The sequence below is a fragment of the Pseudomonas sp. PB103 genome (assembly GCF_009764635.1).
Lineage (GTDB): Bacteria > Pseudomonadota > Gammaproteobacteria > Pseudomonadales > Pseudomonadaceae > Aquipseudomonas.
Genome location: NZ_RWIL01000025.1, coordinates 1 through 15,129 on the forward strand (window position 1 = coordinate 1; position 15,129 = coordinate 15,129).

19 protein-coding genes are annotated in these 15,129 nt (G+C 61.0%); 13 read left to right on the forward strand and 6 right to left on the reverse strand.

Translation table 11 applies throughout. The annotated features are described in order from the left end of the window. Nucleotides 1-67: 67 nt before the first annotated feature. A complete protein-coding gene (locus EJA70_RS05080; protein WP_158830018.1) occupies nucleotides 68-397 on the reverse strand; it encodes an EscU/YscU/HrcU family type III secretion system export apparatus switch protein in 330 nt (109 codons plus the stop codon). Continuing rightward, the gene (locus EJA70_RS05085; RefSeq protein ID WP_158830019.1) at nucleotides 394-1,968 is read right to left on the reverse strand and encodes a flagellar hook-length control protein FliK; all 1,575 of its coding nucleotides are present in this window, start codon (nucleotides 1,966-1,968) and stop codon (nucleotides 394-396) included. The genes EJA70_RS05080 and EJA70_RS05085 overlap by 4 nt, the downstream gene beginning before the upstream one ends. Before the next feature lie 197 nt (nucleotides 1,969-2,165). Between EJA70_RS05085 and ccmA the strand changes: the two genes are divergently transcribed. The 10 genes from ccmA (at nucleotide 2,166) to EJA70_RS05135 (ending at nucleotide 9,546) form a co-directional block, all read left to right on the forward strand. Further along, the gene (ccmA, locus tag EJA70_RS05090; RefSeq protein WP_008083424.1) at nucleotides 2,166-2,801 is read left to right on the forward strand and encodes a cytochrome c biogenesis heme-transporting ATPase CcmA; all 636 of its coding nucleotides are present in this window, start codon (nucleotides 2,166-2,168) and stop codon (nucleotides 2,799-2,801) included. Then, nucleotides 2,798-3,466, forward strand: a complete 669-nt coding sequence (gene ccmB, locus EJA70_RS05095; RefSeq protein WP_008083427.1) for a heme exporter protein CcmB — start codon at nucleotides 2,798-2,800, stop codon at nucleotides 3,464-3,466. The genes ccmA and ccmB overlap by 4 nt, the downstream gene beginning before the upstream one ends. 78 nt (nucleotides 3,467-3,544) lie before the next feature. Further along, complete coding sequence (locus EJA70_RS05100; protein WP_016987487.1) at nucleotides 3,545-4,300, forward strand: heme ABC transporter permease; 756 nt, start codon at nucleotides 3,545-3,547, stop codon at nucleotides 4,298-4,300. Then, on the forward strand, nucleotides 4,297-4,473 hold the full coding sequence (gene ccmD / locus EJA70_RS05105) for a heme exporter protein CcmD (RefSeq protein ID WP_008083431.1): 177 nt from the start codon (nucleotides 4,297-4,299) through the stop codon (nucleotides 4,471-4,473). Before EJA70_RS05100 ends, ccmD begins: the two co-directional genes overlap by 4 nt. Beyond that, nucleotides 4,470-4,925 (forward strand): cytochrome c maturation protein CcmE, encoded by a 456-nt coding sequence (gene ccmE, locus EJA70_RS05110; protein ID WP_158830020.1) that lies wholly within the window; start codon nucleotides 4,470-4,472, stop codon nucleotides 4,923-4,925. Before ccmD ends, ccmE begins: the two co-directional genes overlap by 4 nt. Before the next feature lie 3 nt (nucleotides 4,926-4,928). Then, nucleotides 4,929-6,917, forward strand: a complete 1,989-nt coding sequence (locus tag EJA70_RS05115) for a heme lyase CcmF/NrfE family subunit (RefSeq protein ID WP_158830021.1) — start codon at nucleotides 4,929-4,931, stop codon at nucleotides 6,915-6,917. Then, nucleotides 6,914-7,450 (forward strand): DsbE family thiol:disulfide interchange protein, encoded by a 537-nt coding sequence (locus tag EJA70_RS05120; protein WP_158830022.1) that lies wholly within the window; start codon nucleotides 6,914-6,916, stop codon nucleotides 7,448-7,450. Before EJA70_RS05115 ends, EJA70_RS05120 begins: the two co-directional genes overlap by 4 nt. Then, complete coding sequence (locus tag EJA70_RS05125) at nucleotides 7,447-7,917, forward strand: cytochrome c-type biogenesis protein (RefSeq protein ID WP_158830023.1); 471 nt, start codon at nucleotides 7,447-7,449, stop codon at nucleotides 7,915-7,917. Before EJA70_RS05120 ends, EJA70_RS05125 begins: the two co-directional genes overlap by 4 nt. Continuing rightward, complete coding sequence (gene ccmI / locus EJA70_RS05130; RefSeq protein WP_158830024.1) at nucleotides 7,914-9,116, forward strand: c-type cytochrome biogenesis protein CcmI; 1,203 nt, start codon at nucleotides 7,914-7,916, stop codon at nucleotides 9,114-9,116. The genes EJA70_RS05125 and ccmI overlap by 4 nt, the downstream gene beginning before the upstream one ends. A 25-nt stretch (nucleotides 9,117-9,141) precedes the next feature. Beyond that, nucleotides 9,142-9,546 (forward strand): hypothetical protein, encoded by a 405-nt coding sequence (locus tag EJA70_RS05135; RefSeq protein ID WP_158830025.1) that lies wholly within the window; start codon nucleotides 9,142-9,144, stop codon nucleotides 9,544-9,546. A 97-nt stretch (nucleotides 9,547-9,643) separates the two neighbouring features. On the opposite strand, the gene EJA70_RS05140 is transcribed toward EJA70_RS05135, so the two are convergent. The 3 genes from EJA70_RS05140 to EJA70_RS05150 all read right to left on the reverse strand — a co-directional run bounded on the left by EJA70_RS05140 (nucleotide 9,644) and on the right by EJA70_RS05150 (nucleotide 12,079). After that, nucleotides 9,644-10,525 (reverse strand): LysR family transcriptional regulator, encoded by an 882-nt coding sequence (locus EJA70_RS05140; protein WP_158830026.1) that lies wholly within the window; start codon nucleotides 10,523-10,525, stop codon nucleotides 9,644-9,646. Nucleotides 10,526-10,672: 147 nt separating this feature from the next. Then, nucleotides 10,673-11,392 (reverse strand): SDR family oxidoreductase, encoded by a 720-nt coding sequence (locus EJA70_RS05145; RefSeq protein ID WP_158830027.1) that lies wholly within the window; start codon nucleotides 11,390-11,392, stop codon nucleotides 10,673-10,675. Nucleotides 11,393-11,422: 30 nt separating this feature from the next. After that, the gene (locus EJA70_RS05150) at nucleotides 11,423-12,079 is read right to left on the reverse strand and encodes a peroxiredoxin-like family protein (RefSeq protein WP_158830028.1); all 657 of its coding nucleotides are present in this window, start codon (nucleotides 12,077-12,079) and stop codon (nucleotides 11,423-11,425) included. Between the two features lie 220 nt (nucleotides 12,080-12,299). Here EJA70_RS05150 and EJA70_RS05155 point away from each other — a divergent pair, with 220 nt between their 5' ends. Together EJA70_RS05155 and EJA70_RS05160 are read left to right on the forward strand one after the other, a co-directional pair. Further along, nucleotides 12,300-12,512: a type II toxin-antitoxin system HicA family toxin gene (locus EJA70_RS05155; RefSeq protein WP_008083466.1), complete on the forward strand. Its 213-nt coding sequence runs from the start codon at nucleotides 12,300-12,302 to the stop codon at nucleotides 12,510-12,512. Further along, nucleotides 12,512-12,916, forward strand: a complete 405-nt coding sequence (locus tag EJA70_RS05160) for a type II toxin-antitoxin system HicB family antitoxin (protein WP_008083491.1) — start codon at nucleotides 12,512-12,514, stop codon at nucleotides 12,914-12,916. The genes EJA70_RS05155 and EJA70_RS05160 overlap by 1 nt, the downstream gene beginning before the upstream one ends. A gap of 69 nt (nucleotides 12,917-12,985) precedes the next feature. Here EJA70_RS05160 and EJA70_RS05165 read toward each other — a convergent pair whose 3' ends face one another. Next, nucleotides 12,986-14,173: an MFS transporter gene (locus tag EJA70_RS05165; protein WP_158830029.1), complete on the reverse strand. Its 1,188-nt coding sequence runs from the start codon at nucleotides 14,171-14,173 to the stop codon at nucleotides 12,986-12,988. Between the two features lie 243 nt (nucleotides 14,174-14,416). Between EJA70_RS05165 and EJA70_RS05170 the strand changes: the two genes are divergently transcribed. Continuing rightward, entirely contained in the window at nucleotides 14,417-15,037 is a 621-nt protein-coding gene (locus tag EJA70_RS05170; protein WP_158830030.1) for a DUF5666 domain-containing protein, read from the forward strand. The last annotated feature ends 92 nt before the right edge of the window (nucleotides 15,038-15,129 follow it).

A 15,129-nucleotide genomic window follows, 5' to 3' on the forward strand; every position in this document is an offset into this window, starting at 1 on the left:
CTTCGGCAGCTCCTACAGAGATCTCATGTAGGAGCTGCCGAAGGCTGCGATCTTTTGCTTTTAAGGATTAATAATCGTCGCCGCGCTCGGTGATGTCCTTCTCGACCATCGGCGCGTCCGGGTCCTGCCCCTCGGGGAATTTGCCCTTCAGGTTCCAGGCAAACGCGATGATCTCGGCGATCGTCCGGTACAACTCTTCCGGAATGCTGTCGCCCAATTCCATCCGTGCCAACAGCCGCACCAGCTCGGCGTTTTCGTAGATTGGCACTTCATAATCGCGGGCAATGCGCAAAATTTCTTCGGCCAGTTCTTCATCACCCTTGGCGGTGAGAGTCGGCGCGTGGCTGCCGTCGTATTTGAGGGCGATGGCCTGGCGTGGTGCGGTGGAATCGTTCATGCGGTTTCGTCGACCCAGCGGTGTTCGAGACGGGTTTGGTTGCCTTGCGGCGGGGTGCCGAGGTGGCAGTCGAGATCGCCGACGTTCAGCCCGGAATCGAGCAAACGCTGGCGCAGTGCGAACAGGTTCGTCTGGATCAGGTCGGCGGTGTATGGCCGCTCGGCCCACAGCTGACTCGACAGGCTGCCGCTGATCAATTGCGCCTGAATCTGCATTGGTCCGAGCGGTTCCATGTCGAACGCCAGGTCGACGCGCCACAACTGTTGTCTGGCTTCACGCTCGTCGCGGCGTTCGTTCTGCTGCGGTTCTTTCTCCGGCGCTTCTTCGCGCTGAAACTTGACCTGCAACGGCACGATATCCTGCAGGTTGCGCATGGGGATCTCCAGCTGCCAGGTGCTGAGCAGGCGGCCATCATCGGTGACGCCAGTCTGTTCCAGGCTCGACAGTTGATGGCTTTGCAGGCGCGAGACGGCGGCGGCGGCCAGGCGCAGCAACTGCTCCAGATCGCTTTCGCCTTCCAGGTTTTGCAGCAAGCGTTCGGGCAGGGGAAAGCTGCTCGGCACGGGTTTGGCGCTAACCTGGCCCAGTGTGCCGAGCGCATTGCGCACGAAACTCGGCAGTGCCTGTGCGAGCGTATTGGCGGCGATGATGGCGTTGAAACTGGTGCTGCTCGGTAAGCCCGGCGTCAGTTGCGCGATCAGTTTGAGCAGGTCGCCCTTCATGTCCGGGGTCAGCGTCGGGTTTTGCCCGGTGAGCAGTTTGGCTTCGAGAAAGGCGCCGCTGTTGGCCAGGGCCAGCGCTACGCCTTTGGCGGTGCTCAGTTGCTGCACGTCGGGCAGGCTGGCGAGCAGTTTATCGACCACGGCACGCAAGTCCGCCGAGGTTTGATCGGTGGCCGGCGGCAAGTTCTGCAAGGCCTTGAGCAAGCCATCCAGTGAACCTTGGCGGCTTTGTTGGCCGAGCAGCTGCTGGCTTACCGCCAATTGCTCCTGGCGGCTGCTCATCGGCACGAACTTGAGGGTCTGCGAATCCTGCACCAGCGCCGACAACAGCGTGCCGATGCGCAGCGGCTGCGGGCTGTCGACGGTCAAGGTGCTGCCGCTTAACGCCGTGTTGAGCAGGCTGACCATCGAACGAAACACCGTCGCTTGCCCCGGCGTCTGCGGCAGAGCCTGCGACGTCAGTACCTTGCCTTGCAGCAGCGTGCCGGCCGGCAACTGCGCGGTGTCGATGCGGGTGAGGGCGGCGACGCTGCTGGCAATCGCTTGCTGCACGGTAATCGCCAGATTGCCCGCCGATGGCTGGGTGATCGCGAGGCTGGTGCCCTGTGCCAGCGGCAAATTGCTGGTCGCCTGCACGGTGGTCTGGCGACCGCTGTCGAGGGTCACCTTGAGCAACAGTTGAAAGGTCTGGTCCGCCTGCTTGAGCGACAACACCTCGGCCTTGGCGCTCTGTCCGGCGCCGATCAAGCCTTCGACCGGTGTCAGCAGCTTGAGCAGCTCACCCACCTGCGGGCGAACGGTCGCCGGGGTGGTGGGCGGGAGCGGGAGGATGTTCATTTCGCCTGTCATACGCGGACACAACCTGAGGAAATTGCACTCTTGAGAGTAAGGCACGGCATGTATAATGCCGCCCGTCTTGCGCTTCGTTCAAAAAACATAGCAATTGTTTGACGCAGCTCTCTAGATCGAGCCGTCATTGCATTTATGCTGCATCTCTTTAACGGCCGCGCCAGAGCCGACTTGAACCGTATAAGGCCCGTGATCCCTTGACCAGTCCTGTCCTGCAAACCGTTGCCCTCGCGTGTGAACGTGATCTCAGGCTGCTCTTCGAAAATCTCGAATTGAGACTGGCCAGTGGCGATATGGTGCAGATCAGCGGTCCCAACGGCAGCGGTAAAACCAGTTTGTTGCGTTTGTTGGCCGGGCTGATGCAGCCGACCGACGGTCAAGTCCTGCTCAATGGTCAACCATTGACCGAACAACGCAGCGAACTGGCGCGCAACCTGTTGTGGATCGGCCACGCCGCCGGGATCAAGGATCTGCTGACCCCGGAAGAGAACCTGTCGTGGCTCTGCGCCCTGCATCATCCCGCCGAACGCGAGGCCATCTGGCAAGCGCTGGCAGCTGTAGGATTGCGCGGTTTCGAAGATGTTCCCTGCCACAGCCTGTCCGCCGGTCAACAACGCCGGGTAGCGCTGGCGCGGTTGTATCTGGACAGCCCACCGCTGTGGATTCTCGACGAGCCGTTCACCGCGCTGGACAAGCAGGGCGTGGCGCAACTCGAAGAGCACCTGGCGGCTCACTGCGAGCGCGGCGGTCTGGTGGTCTTGACCACGCACCACACGCTGAGCCGGATGCCGGCCGGTTATCGCGACATCGATCTGGGGAACTGGGCAGTATGAGTGTCTTCGGCCTGCTGGTTGCGCGTGAATCCCGACTGCTGTTTCGCCGCCCGGCGGAGCTGGCCAATCCACTGATTTTCTTCGCCATCGTCATCGCGTTGTTCCCGCTGGCCGTCGGCCCGGAAACTCAAGTGTTGCAAAACCTGTCCCCGGGGTTAGTCTGGGTGGCGGCGCTTTTGTCGGTCCTGCTCTCGCTGGACGGGCTTTTCCGCAGTGATTTCGAAGACGGATCCCTGGAACAGTGGGTCCTTTCGTCGCACCCGCTACCACTTCTGGTATTGGCCAAGGTACTGGCACACTGGCTTTTCTCCGGCCTGGCACTGGTTTTGCTCTCACCTCTGCTGGCGTTGATGCTCGGTTTGCCTGCCGCCTGCCTGCCGGTTTTGTTGTTTTCGTTGCTGCTGGGAACACCGGTACTGAGCTTGCTCGGCGCGGTGGGTGCGGCGCTGACGGTCGGTTTGAAACGCGGCGGCCTGTTGCTGGCGCTGCTGATTCTGCCGTTGTACATCCCGGTATTGATTCTTGGCAGTGGCGCCTTGCAGGCCGCCCTCCAAGGCATGCCGGCGACCGGGTATCTGCTGTGGCTTGGTAGCCTGACCGCCCTGGCGATCACCCTGACACCTTTTGCAATAGCTGCTGGCCTGAAGATCAGCGTCGGCGAATAATGAGGTCTGGTTAAAATTTAACCAGCAAAGACCCTGAGACTGCTCACACCGATGAGCGGCATCCGTGATGGAAACAGTATGAACTGGACCTGGTTTCACAAGCTCGGCTCGCCCAAGTGGTTCTACGGCATCAGCAGCAAGTTCTTGCCGTGGTTGAGCATCGCAGCGTTGCTGCTGATTGGCGTCGGCGTCGTTTGGGGCCTGGCTTTCGCGCCGCCGGATTATCAGCAAGGCAACAGCTTTCGCATCATCTACATCCACGTACCCGCCGCGATGCTCGCTCAGTCGATCTACGTGATGCTGGCGGTGTGCGGTGTTGTGGGGCTGGTGTGGAAAATGAAACTGGCCGACGTCGCCCTGCAATGCGCCGCGCCGATCGGCGCGTGGATGACCGCTGTGGCGCTGGTCACCGGGGCGATCTGGGGCAAACCGACCTGGGGCTCGTGGTGGGTCTGGGACGCGCGTCTGACCTCGATGCTGATTCTGCTGTTCCTGTATTTCGGCGTGATCGCGCTGGGCAATGCCATCAGCAACCGCGACAGCGCCGCCAAGGCCTGCGCGGTGCTGGCCATCGTCGGCGTGATCAACATTCCGATCATCAAATACTCGGTCGAGTGGTGGAACACCCTGCACCAGGGCGCAACCTTCACCCTCACGGAAAAACCGGCGATGCCGGCGGAAATGTGGCTGCCGCTGCTGCTGACAGTGCTGGGCTTCTACTGCTTCTTCGGCGCCGTGCTGCTGTTGCGCATGCGCCTTGAAGTGCTCAAGCGCGAAGCCCGCGCCAGTTGGGTGAAAGAAGAAGTGCAGCACAGTCTGGAGGCCGCTCGATGAGTTTTGCTTCATTCGGCGACTTCCTCGCCATGGGCCATCATGGCCTCTACGTCTGGACGGCCTACGGCATCTGCCTGGCCGTGCTGGCCTTCAACGTGGCGGCGCCGATCCTGGCCCGCAAGCGGTATCTGCAACAAGAGGCGCGTCGTCTGCGCCGGGAGAACGGCAAGTGAATCCGCTGCGCAAGAAACGTCTGATCATCATTCTGGCCATTCTGGTCGGGGTCGGCGCTGCCGTCGGCCTGGCCCTCAGCGCCCTGCAGCAGAACATCAATCTGTTCTACACCCCGACCCAGATCGCCAATGGCGAAGCGCCGCAAGACACGCGCATCCGTGCCGGTGGCATGGTCGAGAAAGGCTCGCTGCAACGTTCGCCGGATTCCCTCGACGTCAGATTCGTCGTCACCGACTTCAACAAATCCGTGACCATCACTTATCGCGGCATCCTCCCGGATCTGTTCCGCGAAGGGCAGGGCATCGTCGCCCTCGGCAAGATCAACGCCGACGGCGTGGTCGTCGCCGACGAAGTGCTGGCCAAACACGACGAGAAGTACATGCCGCCGGAAGTGACCAAAGCCTTGAAAGACAGCGGTCAATCCGCCCCGACACCTGTGAAGGAGGGTTGATCGATGACGTCGGCGATTTTTATTCCTGAGTTGGGCCACCTGGCGATGATTCTGGCGCTGTGTTTTGCGCTGGTTCAAGCCGTGGTGCCATTGGTCGGTGCCTGGCGCGGCGACCGTTTCTGGATGAGTCTGGCTCAGCCGGCCGCGTGGGGGCAGTTTGCGTTTCTGCTGTTCGCGTTCGGCATTTTGACCTACGCCTTCATGGTCGACGACTTCTCCGTCGCCTACGTCGCGAACAACTCCAATACCGCGTTGCCGTGGTATTACAAATTCAGCGCGGTATGGGGTGCCCACGAAGGTTCGTTACTATTGTGGGCACTGATACTCGGCGGCTGGACCTTTGCGGTGTCGGTATTTTCCCGGCAGTTGCCGCAAGTCATGCTCGCTCGCGTGCTGGCGGTGATGGGCATGATCAGCACCGGTTTCCTGCTGTTCCTGATCCTCACGTCCAACCCGTTCAAGCGCATCCTGCCGCAAATGCCGAGCAATGGCGCTGACCTTAATCCGCTGTTGCAAGACATCGGCCTGATCGTCCATCCACCAATGTTGTACATGGGCTACGTCGGCTTTTCGGTAGCGTTCGCCTTCGCCATTGCGGCGTTGATGGGCGGTCGCCTTGATGCCGCGTGGGCACGCTGGTCGCGCCCGTGGACCATCGTCGCCTGGGCGTTCCTCGGCATCGGCATCACCCTCGGTTCGTGGTGGGCTTATTACGAACTCGGCTGGGGCGGCTGGTGGTTCTGGGACCCGGTGGAAAACGCCTCCTTCATGCCTTGGCTGGTCGGCACCGCACTGATTCACTCGCTGGCGGTCACGGAAAAACGTGGCGTGTTCAAGAGCTGGACGGTGTTGCTGGCGATTGCCGCGTTTTCGCTGAGCCTGCTCGGGACGTTCCTCGTGCGTTCCGGCGTGCTGACCTCGGTGCACGCGTTTGCTTCCGATCCTGAGCGCGGCGTGTTCATCCTGATCTTCCTGCTGTTCGTGGTTGGTGGCTCGCTGACGTTGTTCGCCCTGCGCGCACCGGTCGTGAAGAGTCAGGTCGGCTTCAACCTGTGGTCGCGCGAAACCCTGCTGCTGGGCAACAACCTGGTGCTGGTGGTGGCCGCGTCGATGATTCTGCTCGGCACGCTGTACCCGCTGATTCTCGATGCCCTCAGCGGCGCGAAAATGTCGGTCGGCCCGCCGTACTTCAACGCACTGTTCATTCCGTTGATGGCGCTGCTGATGATGGTCATGGCGGTCGGCGTGATCGTCCGTTGGAAGGACACGCCGGTGAAATGGCTGGCCGGCATGCTCACGCCAGTGCTGCTCGGCAGCGTCGCGCTGGCGGTGGTGGCCGGTGTCGCTTATGGCGATTTCAATTGGGCGGTGATCGCGACTTTCCTGCTCGCCGCGTGGGTGTTGCTCGCCGGTGTACGCGACATTGTCGACAAGACCCGCCACAAAGGCCTGATCAAAGGCCTGCCGACGCTGACCCGCAGCTACTGGGGCATGCAGATCGCCCACCTCGGCATCGCTGTTTGCGCGCTGGGCGTGGTGTTGTCGAGCCAGAACAGTGCCGAACGCGACTTGCGTCTGGCGCCAGGCGAGTCGATGGACCTGGCCGGTTATCACTTCATCTTCGAAGGCGCCAAGCACTTCGAAGGGCCGAACTTCACGTCGGACAAAGGCACGATTCGGGTCATTCGTGACGGCAAGGAAATCAGCGTGCTGCACCCGGAAAAACGTCTGTACACCGTGCAAAGTTCGATGATGACCGAAGCCGGCATCGACGCCGGTTTCACCCGTGACCTTTACGTCGCCCTCGGCGAACCGCTGGAAAATGGCGCGTGGGCCGTGCGCGTGCACGTCAAACCGTTCGTGCGCTGGATCTGGTTCGGCGGGCTGCTCACCGGTTTCGGTGGGTTGCTGGCGGCGCTGGATCGACGTTATCGGGTCAAGGTGAAAGCCAAGGTGCGTGAAGCGCTGGGCATGACGGGAGCGGCTGCATGAGACGTTGGTTGATGCTGGTGCCACTGGCGATTTTCCTGCTGGTGGCGGTATTTCTTTATCGCGGTCTGTACCTCGATCCGGCGGAATTGCCGTCGGCGATGATCAACAAGCCGTTCCCGGAGTTTTCCCTGCCAAACGTGCAGGGCGACAAGAACCTGACCAAGGCTGACATTCTCGGCAAACCGGCGCTGGTCAACGTCTGGGGCACCTGGTGCATTTCCTGCCGGGTTGAGCATCCGGTGCTGAACAAACTCGCCGAGCGCGGCGTGGTGATCTACGGCATCAACTACAAGGACACCAACGCCGATGCCTTGAAGTGGCTGGCTGAATTCCACAATCCGTACGTGCTGGACATCCGCGACGACGAAGGCTCGCTGGGCTTGAACCTCGGTGTTTACGGCGCGCCGGAAACTTTTTTTATCGACGCCAAGGGCATCATTCGCGACAAGTATGTCGGCGTGATCGATGAGCAGGTCTGGCGCGAAAAACTCGCGGCCAAATATCAGGCGCTGGTCGATGAGGCCAAGCCATGAAGCGTTTTTTAGCCGCCGTGGTTTTGGGCCTGAGTCTGGTCGGCGTGGCCCATGCCGCCATCGACACTTACGAGTTCGCCAAAGAAGGTGATCGCGAGCGTTTCCGCGAGTTGACCAAGGAACTGCGCTGCCCCAAGTGCCAGAACCAGGACATCGCCGACTCCAACGCACCGATTGCCGCTGACCTGCGTAAAGAGATTTTCCGCATGCTCGGCGAGGGCAAGGACAACCAGCAGATCATCGACTTCATGGTCGATCGCTACGGTGACTTCGTCCGCTACAAACCGGCGCTCAACACCAAGACCGCATTGTTGTGGTTCGGCCCGGCCGGACTGCTGCTCGGTGGCGTTGTGGTGATCGCAGTGATCGTCCGCCGTCGTCGTGGCCAGCGTGCCGAGACCCCGCAAGCGCTGTCCATCGAAGAGCGTCAGCGCCTCGACCAACTGTTGGATAAAAACCAAGAATGATTGATTTCTGGCTTGCCGCAGGGCTGTTGCTTCTGGTCGCCCTGAGTTTTCTGCTGATCCCGGTGTTGCGTGAGCGTCGCGCCCAGCGTGAAGAGGATCGAACTGCCCTGAACGTTGCGCTGTATCAGGAGCGTGTCGCCGAGTTGCAATCGCAACAGGCGGAAGGCGTGCTCGACGCTGCGCAAATGGACAGCGGCCGCGCCGAGGCTGCACGTGAATTGCTGGCGGATACCGAAGGTGTTGCCGCGCCGCGCGTGTCGAAACTGGGTAAACCGTTGCCGCTGCTGGCAGCGGTCCTGGTGCCAGTGTTGGGCCTGGGTCTGTATATGCACTTCGGCGCTGCCGACAAAGTCGAACTGACCCGCGAATTCGCCCAGGCGCCGCAGTCGATGGAAGAAATGACCCAGCGTCTGGAACGCGCCGTCGCGGCACAACCGGATTCTGCTGAAGGTCTGTATTTCCTCGGCCGTACCTACATGGCGCAAGATCGCCCGGCGGACGCGGCAAAGATGTTCGAACGCGCTGCCAACCTCGCCGGTCGTCAACCGGAACTGCTCGGCCAGTGGGCGCAGGCGCAGTATTTTGCGGATGGCAAAAAGTGGTCGGCGAAAATTCAGGCGCTGACTGACGAAGCGCTGAAGGCCGATCCGAAAGAAGTCACCAGCCTCGGTCTGCTTGGCATCGCTGCGTTTGAAGGCGAGCGTTATCAGCAAGCCATCGATTACTGGAACCGTCTGCTGGCGCAACTGCCGCCGGAGGACAGCTCTCGCGCCGCGCTGCAAGGCGGGATCAAACGCGCCGCCGAGCGTCTCGAAGCCAGCGGCGGCAAGGTCGCCCAAGCACCTGCAGCCGCGAAAACCGCACTGTTGAAAGTCAGTGTCGACCTCGCCAGCGAGCTCAAAGGCAAAGTGCAACCGGGCGACAGCGTGTTCATTTTCGCCCGCGCCACCTCCGGCCCACCCGCGCCATTGGCAGCCAAACGCCTGACCGTGGCGGATCTGCCGGTGACCGTTGAACTGGGCGATGCCGACGCAATGATGCCGCAGTTGAAACTGTCGAACTTCCCTGAAGTCCAACTGGTTGCGCGCATCTCCCGCGCCGGCCAGCCAACGGCCGGTGAATGGGTCGGTCGCAGCGGCCCTCTGGCCAGCAGCACCACTGCGCTACAAAAACTGACCATCGACAGCCCGGACAAATAGCCGGGCACAACAGGAAAGCACCGCCATGCACACCATCGCCCGAATCACAGTCCTCACACTGGCCCTGGGCTTGAGTGCATGTGCGGTGCAACGACCGGAACCGACCACCAACCTGCCGCCGATCCCGCCGTCGCAACCAAGTCCGACGCCGTCGACCTCGCCGACCCCAGGCAAAAGCATTCCGGCAAAACCGGCCAAGCCCGTGCCGCGCACCTCGGCCAGCTTCGCCCCGCCACCGGGCGGCAACAGCCACTGGGACCAGAAACTCGGCGTCTACGTCCTCGACGACCAGACCAACACCTTCTACCGCCAGCGCACCTACTACCGCTGGAACAACGGCTGGAGCCGCTCGATCAGCCCGAACGGCCCGTGGGAAGACACCAACATCCACGGTGTGCCACCGGGACTGGGCAAGCAGTTCGGCCAGTAAATGCAAACGGCGATCCTCGGATCGCCGTTTTTTTAGAGGCTTAGCACTTGCCGTACTGTAGGAGCTGGCGAAGCCTGCGATCTTTTGATCTTGCTGTTCAACTGGCCAACACCCCCTGCACATACTCAACAAACGCCCGCGCCTTGGCACTCGCCATTCTTCCCGTTGGAAACACCGCCCATAAATCCAGATCAGGCAGTGTCCAGTCGTGCATGACGGTTTTCACCGCGCCGCTGGCCAGTTCCGGGGCGAACATCCATTCGGAGGCCAGCGTCAGGCCCTGATCGGCCAGTACTGCTTCGCGTACACCCTCGGCCGCGCTGACGCGCAAACGTCCGCTGAGGATCACCGATTGTTGTTCCGAGCCTTTGGCGAACTGCCAGGTGGTGCCGCCGCCGAGGTTGTAGACGACCGCCTGGTGTTTGCTCAATTCCGCGGGGCAGGTGGGCTCGCCGTATTTGGCGAAGTACGCCGGTGTGCCAAGCACCACGCGGCGGCAGTCGGCGATTTTGCGTGCGGTGAGCCCCGAGTCGGTGAGTGCGCCCATGCGCAGGGCCACATCGATGCCTTCTTCGACCAGGTTGATGTTGCGGTCGTCGAGCATCAGGTCAATGTTCAGCTGTGGGTGCTGATCGAGGAACGGCCCCAGGTGCGGCACGATATGCAGGCGGCCGAAGGTCACGGCGGCGCTGATGCGCAGGTTGCCGCTCAGGCCGCTGGCGATGCCGCGCGCAGCGTTGTCGGCCTCGTCGGCTTCTTCGAGGGCGCGTTTGGCCCGCTCGAAAAAGGCCAGCCCGGCCTCGGTCGGAGTCAGGCCTCGGGTCGAGCGCAGGAGCAGGCTGACAGCCAGGCGCTTTTCCAGATGAGCGATGGTTTTCGATACGGCGGGCTGACCGATATTCAGGCGTCGGGCGGCGGCGGAAAACGAGCCGGTTTCGACGACGCAGACGAAGGTTTCCATGGCGGCGAGGCGGTCCATCTGCGTTCCTACTAAAATCTCGAAGTCATCTTGGAACCCCTGTAGGCCTTCGCCTGCTCGCGATAGCGGTGTGTCAGTCAAATCAATGTCGGCTGGACGAACGCTATCGCGAGCAGGCTCACTCCTATAGGGGATTTTTGTTGTTGATTAGATTGCGGCCTTACCGACTGATGCGCCGCCATCGACAAACAAGGTTTGTCCGGTGATGAAGCCGCTCTGCTCGGAAAGCAGAAACGCAATCGCCGAGGCAATTTCCTCCGGCTGCCCCAGCCGCCCCATCGGCACCCCGGCCAGATAGCGCGCCTCACCCTCGCTGCCCGGCGGATTGTTGGCGCGGAACAACTCTGTCTCGGTCGGCCCCGGTGCCACCGCGTTCACGGTAATCCCGGTCTGCGCCAGTTCCAGCGCCCATGAGCGGGTGAAGCTGACCAGCGCCGCTTTCGCCGCTGCGTACGCCGTGCGCTGAGTAATGCCCAACACCGTCAGGCTGGAGATATTCACCACCCGACCCCAACCCCGCGTGCGCATTCCCGGCAACAACGCCTGCGTCGCCTGCAACGCCGAATGCAGATTCAGCCGCATCACGTCATCGAAGGCGTCCAGATCGATATCACCCAACGCCTGCGGGCGCACCAGCCCGACATTGTTCACCAGCCCGTCGAACTCATACGTGCGCGCCAGCTCCGCCAGCACCTCACCGGTCAGCTTGCGATCGCTCAGGTCCAGCGGAAACAGAATCCCCGGAAAGCTCAAATCCGGCTGGCGAGCGATCCCCACCACGCGATGCCCGGCGCGGTCGAGATGTTCGGCCAGCGCCCGGCCAATGCCTTTGCTGGCGCCGGTGATGAGGAAGGTACGTCGGGTCATGGCAACTCCAGGGCAAGGCCGGTCATCGATTCAGCCGCGCAATGCATCCAGCATCGCTTCAGGCTCGGGACGCTGAGTGTAATCCGGGTTGACCTCGGCGTAACGAATCACGCCGTCCTGACCGATCACATAACGCGCTGGCATCGGCAAGGTCCAGGCTGGATCGTCGTTGAAGGTCGGCAGGTCGTTGCGCAGATTCTTGTACAGCTCGATCAAATAGTCTGGCAGTTCAAAGCGCAACCCGAAGGCTGCCGCGACGTCATTGCGCGGATCGCTGAGGATCGGGAATTGCAGTTCGTTGATGCGTTGCGACTTGCGGCTGTTGGCGGCGATCTGCGGCGAAATCGCCAGCAGGCTTGCCCCGGCGTCCTGAATCACCGGCAGAAACGCCTGCAGCGCCTGCAACTCAATGTTGCAGTACGGGCACCAGACGCCGCGATAAAACGTCAGCACCAACGGCCCTTGTGCCAGCCTGTCGGCAGACGAGACGGCGTTGCCCTCGGGGTCTTTGAGGGTAAACAGCGGTGCGATGTCGCCGACTTTCAAGGCACGACTGGCGGCACCCGAGGCGATCAGTTCAGCGGTGGCGCGCTCCATCACCGGGTGGATGTTGGCCGGGGCGTTGTAAGGCGGTTTGCCGGCTTTGAAGTCGGCTTTGAAGGCATCGAGTTTTGCTTGCAGGGTCATGGTCGAAAGTCCTGAAGAAGCGCCGGTAGTGGCTGGGTTCAAGAGTGACCGTCAGGCGCGCGCGGGGGAACGCTGGTGCGTGGCATAGCATTCATGCTCAGGGGGAATGAATGAAAACTCACACTCTGCAAAACAACCGGACGTCACTTTGCGGTTTTCTGTGCTTGAGTAAAGATAACTCTAGGGTTACTTTTAAAAGGCCAGGCCAAGGAGGCGATTGGTGCAAAGCAGGCAATTGATCAAGGAGCTGGAGGAGGCCGGGTGGGTGCTCGATCGGATCACCGGCAGTCATCACATCTTCACTCACCGATACAACCCGTACACGATTCCCGTCCCTCACCCGAAAAAGGATTTGCCACTGGGGACGGTCAAAAGCATCAGGAGGCGTGCCGGGTTGCACAACCCGCCAGCCAGTTACCAAGGAGATCCATAATGCAATATCCAATCTGCATTGAGTGGGGTGACGAAAATACCGCCATCGGTATTCAGATACCCGATATTCCCGGCGCCGTGACGGCGGGGGATTCGTTTGAGGATGCTTACAACGCGGCGGTAGAGATCGCGCACATCCTGCTGCAGGACATTGCCGCGGACGGCGAGTCGATTCCGCTGCCAACCTCTGCGGGTGCGCATCGCAACAATCCGGAATACGCCGACATGGGCTGGGGCATGCTGGAGCTGGATATCTCGCCCTATCTCGGCAAGACCGAAAAGGTCAACGTAACGTTGCCCGGCTATGTGATTCAGCGAATCGACCGTTATGTGCGCGAGCACAACGTCAAAAGCCGCTCCTCCTTTCTGGCGGATGCGGCGATGGAAAAACTGGTTCGGTATTAAGCCTCATCGCTCCCCCAGGCTAAATGAATAACCTGTGGGAGCGAGCCTGCTCGCGAAGCTTTTGACGCCTTACGCCGTCGCCAATGAACCACGCTGCGAAACACTCAAAAACCGCAACAACGCCAACAGCGGAAACGCACTCCCGACAATCACGATCCACAACCAGCCGCCGTGTTCGTACACCGCACTGGCCACCGAGGAGCCGAAGGCGCCGCCGATAAAGATGCTGGTCATGTACAGCGCGTTCAGACGGCCACGGCTTTTTGCGTCCAGCGAGTAGACCGCGCGCTGGCCAAGGACCATGTTCATCTGCACGCAGAAGTCGAGCACTACGCCGGTTATGGCCAGGCCGATGACGCTGTAGGCCGGATGAATGAAGGCGGGCAAAAAGCTCAGGCTGGCGAAGACCATGGCCAGCAACGAAGCGATGCGAGTGTGGCCGGCGTCGGCCAGGCGGCCGCTGATTGGCGCGGCGATGGCACCGATGGCGCCAACCAGAGCGAAAATCGCGATCTCACTTTGCGACAGGCCATGGTTACGCGCCAGTTCCAGCGGCACGGCGGTCCAGAACAGGCTGAAGGTTGCGAACATGCAGCCCTGATAAAACGCGCGCTGACGCAGTACCGGTTGCTGGCGCAACAGCGTCCACAGCGAGCCGATCAGTTGGCCATACGTAGCGCTGTGATCCGGCTGACGCTTGGGCACGGTTAACGCCAGCACCACGCTGATCGCCGCCATCAGTGCTGCGGCAATCATGAACATCGCGCGCCAACCTAAATGGTCGGCCACCACACTCGACACTGGACGTGCCAGCAGAATGCCCAGCAACAAACCGCCCATGATCCCGCCAACGACGCGGCCACGGGATTCTTCCGGCGCCAAATGCGCCGCCAAAGGAATCAGAATCTGCACCGATACCGAACTGAACCCCACCAACAAAGAGATCAGCAGAAACACATTGGGTTGATCGGTAAACGCCGCCGCCAGCAGGCTGGCAATCGCCACCACGGTGGTGATGATCATTAGCCGGCGGTTCTCCAGTAGATCGCCCAGCGGTACCAGAAAGAACAGGCCCAGCGCATAACCGATCTGCGTCAGCGAGACGATGAAGCTGGCCATGGTGTCGCTCAGGCCAATGTCCGGCGCGATCAGACCGATGATCGGCTGTGCGTAGTAAATGTTGGCAACAATGGCGCCGCAGCAGAAGGCGAACAGCAGCACCATGCCTCGGGTCATTGCGTGAGTGGTGGTGGTCATAAGGTTTCTCGATCCAGCGAAAGGGAATGCGCTGAGGCTATGGGACAAACCGGGCGGGCAGAAGACGCCGTCGGTTGATATCAGTTATTCCGTTGCGGAATGAACAGGAGCACTCGGCAAGTCATCCATCGGCGGACCTTGCGTCCGACCGTTGAGGGTCGATGATACATTCACTTACATCCTGTTCGATAGCGTGCTTATGTTTGCATTGGTTTGTTCAACATTCATGACCGGAGGATTGCAATGTTTCGTCAGCAGCTTCGCCACACCGCAACGATTGTCCTGATCAGCCTGCTGGGCGCGACGAGCGTGCAGGCCGCCGATGCACCGGGGATGCGCCTCGGCGTGCGCGGCGAGATCACCGGGGTCAGCGCCGACAGCTTGAAAGTCCACGTCAACAGCGGCGAGAACGTGGTGATCCAGTTGACCGGCGACACCAAGGTTCGCGCCGTCACCCTGGCCAATATCGAAGACATCAAACCCGGCAGTTACATTGGTTCGGCGGCAATGCCCCAGGAAGATGGCACGCTCAAGGCGCTGGAAGTGCATGTGTTTCCGCCGGAATTGGCGGGGAGTGGCGATGGTCATCGGCCGTTCGATCTGGCCAAGGGCAGCAGCATGACCAATGGCAGCGTCGGCGATCTGGTGGTGAGCAACGGGCGGGTGCTGACGGTGAACTACAAGGGCGGGCAGCAGAAGATCCTGGTGCCGGAGGATGTGCCGATCGTTAATCTGGTGCCGGGGGATCGGAGTTTGCTGAAGGTTGGGGTGAAGATTGTTACGTTCGTGACGCAGAGTGCGGATGGCACGCTGACAGCGCAATCGATCTCCGCCGGCAAGGACGGCGTCACCCCACCGATGTAATGGTTTACCCAATTCCCAATGTAGGAGCTGCCGAAGGCTGCGATCTTTTGATCTTGTATTTAAGATCAAAATCAAAAGATCGCAGCCTTCGG

Excerpts from the sequence above, each read along its gene's own strand:
- EJA70_RS05125 (WP_158830023.1), top strand. The coding sequence starts at position 7,447 with ATGAAGCGTTTTTTAGCCGCCGTGGTTTTGGGCCTGAGTCTGGTCGGC.
- EJA70_RS05140 (WP_158830026.1), bottom strand. The coding sequence starts at position 10,525 with ATGGACCGCCTCGCCGCCATGGAAACCTTCGTCTGCGTCGTCGAAACC.
- ccmD (WP_008083431.1), top strand. The coding sequence starts at position 4,297 with ATGAGTTTTGCTTCATTCGGCGACTTCCTCGCCATGGGCCATCATGGC.
- EJA70_RS05115 (WP_158830021.1), top strand. The coding sequence starts at position 4,929 with ATGACGTCGGCGATTTTTATTCCTGAGTTGGGCCACCTGGCGATGATT.
- EJA70_RS05120 (WP_158830022.1), top strand. The coding sequence starts at position 6,914 with ATGAGACGTTGGTTGATGCTGGTGCCACTGGCGATTTTCCTGCTGGTG.
- EJA70_RS05170 (WP_158830030.1), top strand. The coding sequence starts at position 14,417 with ATGTTTCGTCAGCAGCTTCGCCACACCGCAACGATTGTCCTGATCAGC.
- ccmI (WP_158830024.1), top strand. The coding sequence starts at position 7,914 with ATGATTGATTTCTGGCTTGCCGCAGGGCTGTTGCTTCTGGTCGCCCTG.
- EJA70_RS05085 (WP_158830019.1), bottom strand. The coding sequence starts at position 1,968 with ATGACAGGCGAAATGAACATCCTCCCGCTCCCGCCCACCACCCCGGCG.
- EJA70_RS05080 (WP_158830018.1), bottom strand. The coding sequence starts at position 397 with ATGAACGATTCCACCGCACCACGCCAGGCCATCGCCCTCAAATACGAC.
- EJA70_RS05145 (WP_158830027.1), bottom strand. The coding sequence starts at position 11,392 with ATGACCCGACGTACCTTCCTCATCACCGGCGCCAGCAAAGGCATTGGC.
- EJA70_RS05165 (WP_158830029.1), bottom strand. The coding sequence starts at position 14,173 with ATGACCACCACCACTCACGCAATGACCCGAGGCATGGTGCTGCTGTTC.
- EJA70_RS05150 (WP_158830028.1), bottom strand. The coding sequence starts at position 12,079 with ATGACCCTGCAAGCAAAACTCGATGCCTTCAAAGCCGACTTCAAAGCC.
- ccmB (WP_008083427.1), top strand. The coding sequence starts at position 2,798 with ATGAGTGTCTTCGGCCTGCTGGTTGCGCGTGAATCCCGACTGCTGTTT.
- EJA70_RS05100 (WP_016987487.1), top strand. The coding sequence starts at position 3,545 with ATGAACTGGACCTGGTTTCACAAGCTCGGCTCGCCCAAGTGGTTCTAC.
- EJA70_RS05160 (WP_008083491.1), top strand. The coding sequence starts at position 12,512 with ATGCAATATCCAATCTGCATTGAGTGGGGTGACGAAAATACCGCCATC.
- EJA70_RS05135 (WP_158830025.1), top strand. The coding sequence starts at position 9,142 with ATGCACACCATCGCCCGAATCACAGTCCTCACACTGGCCCTGGGCTTG.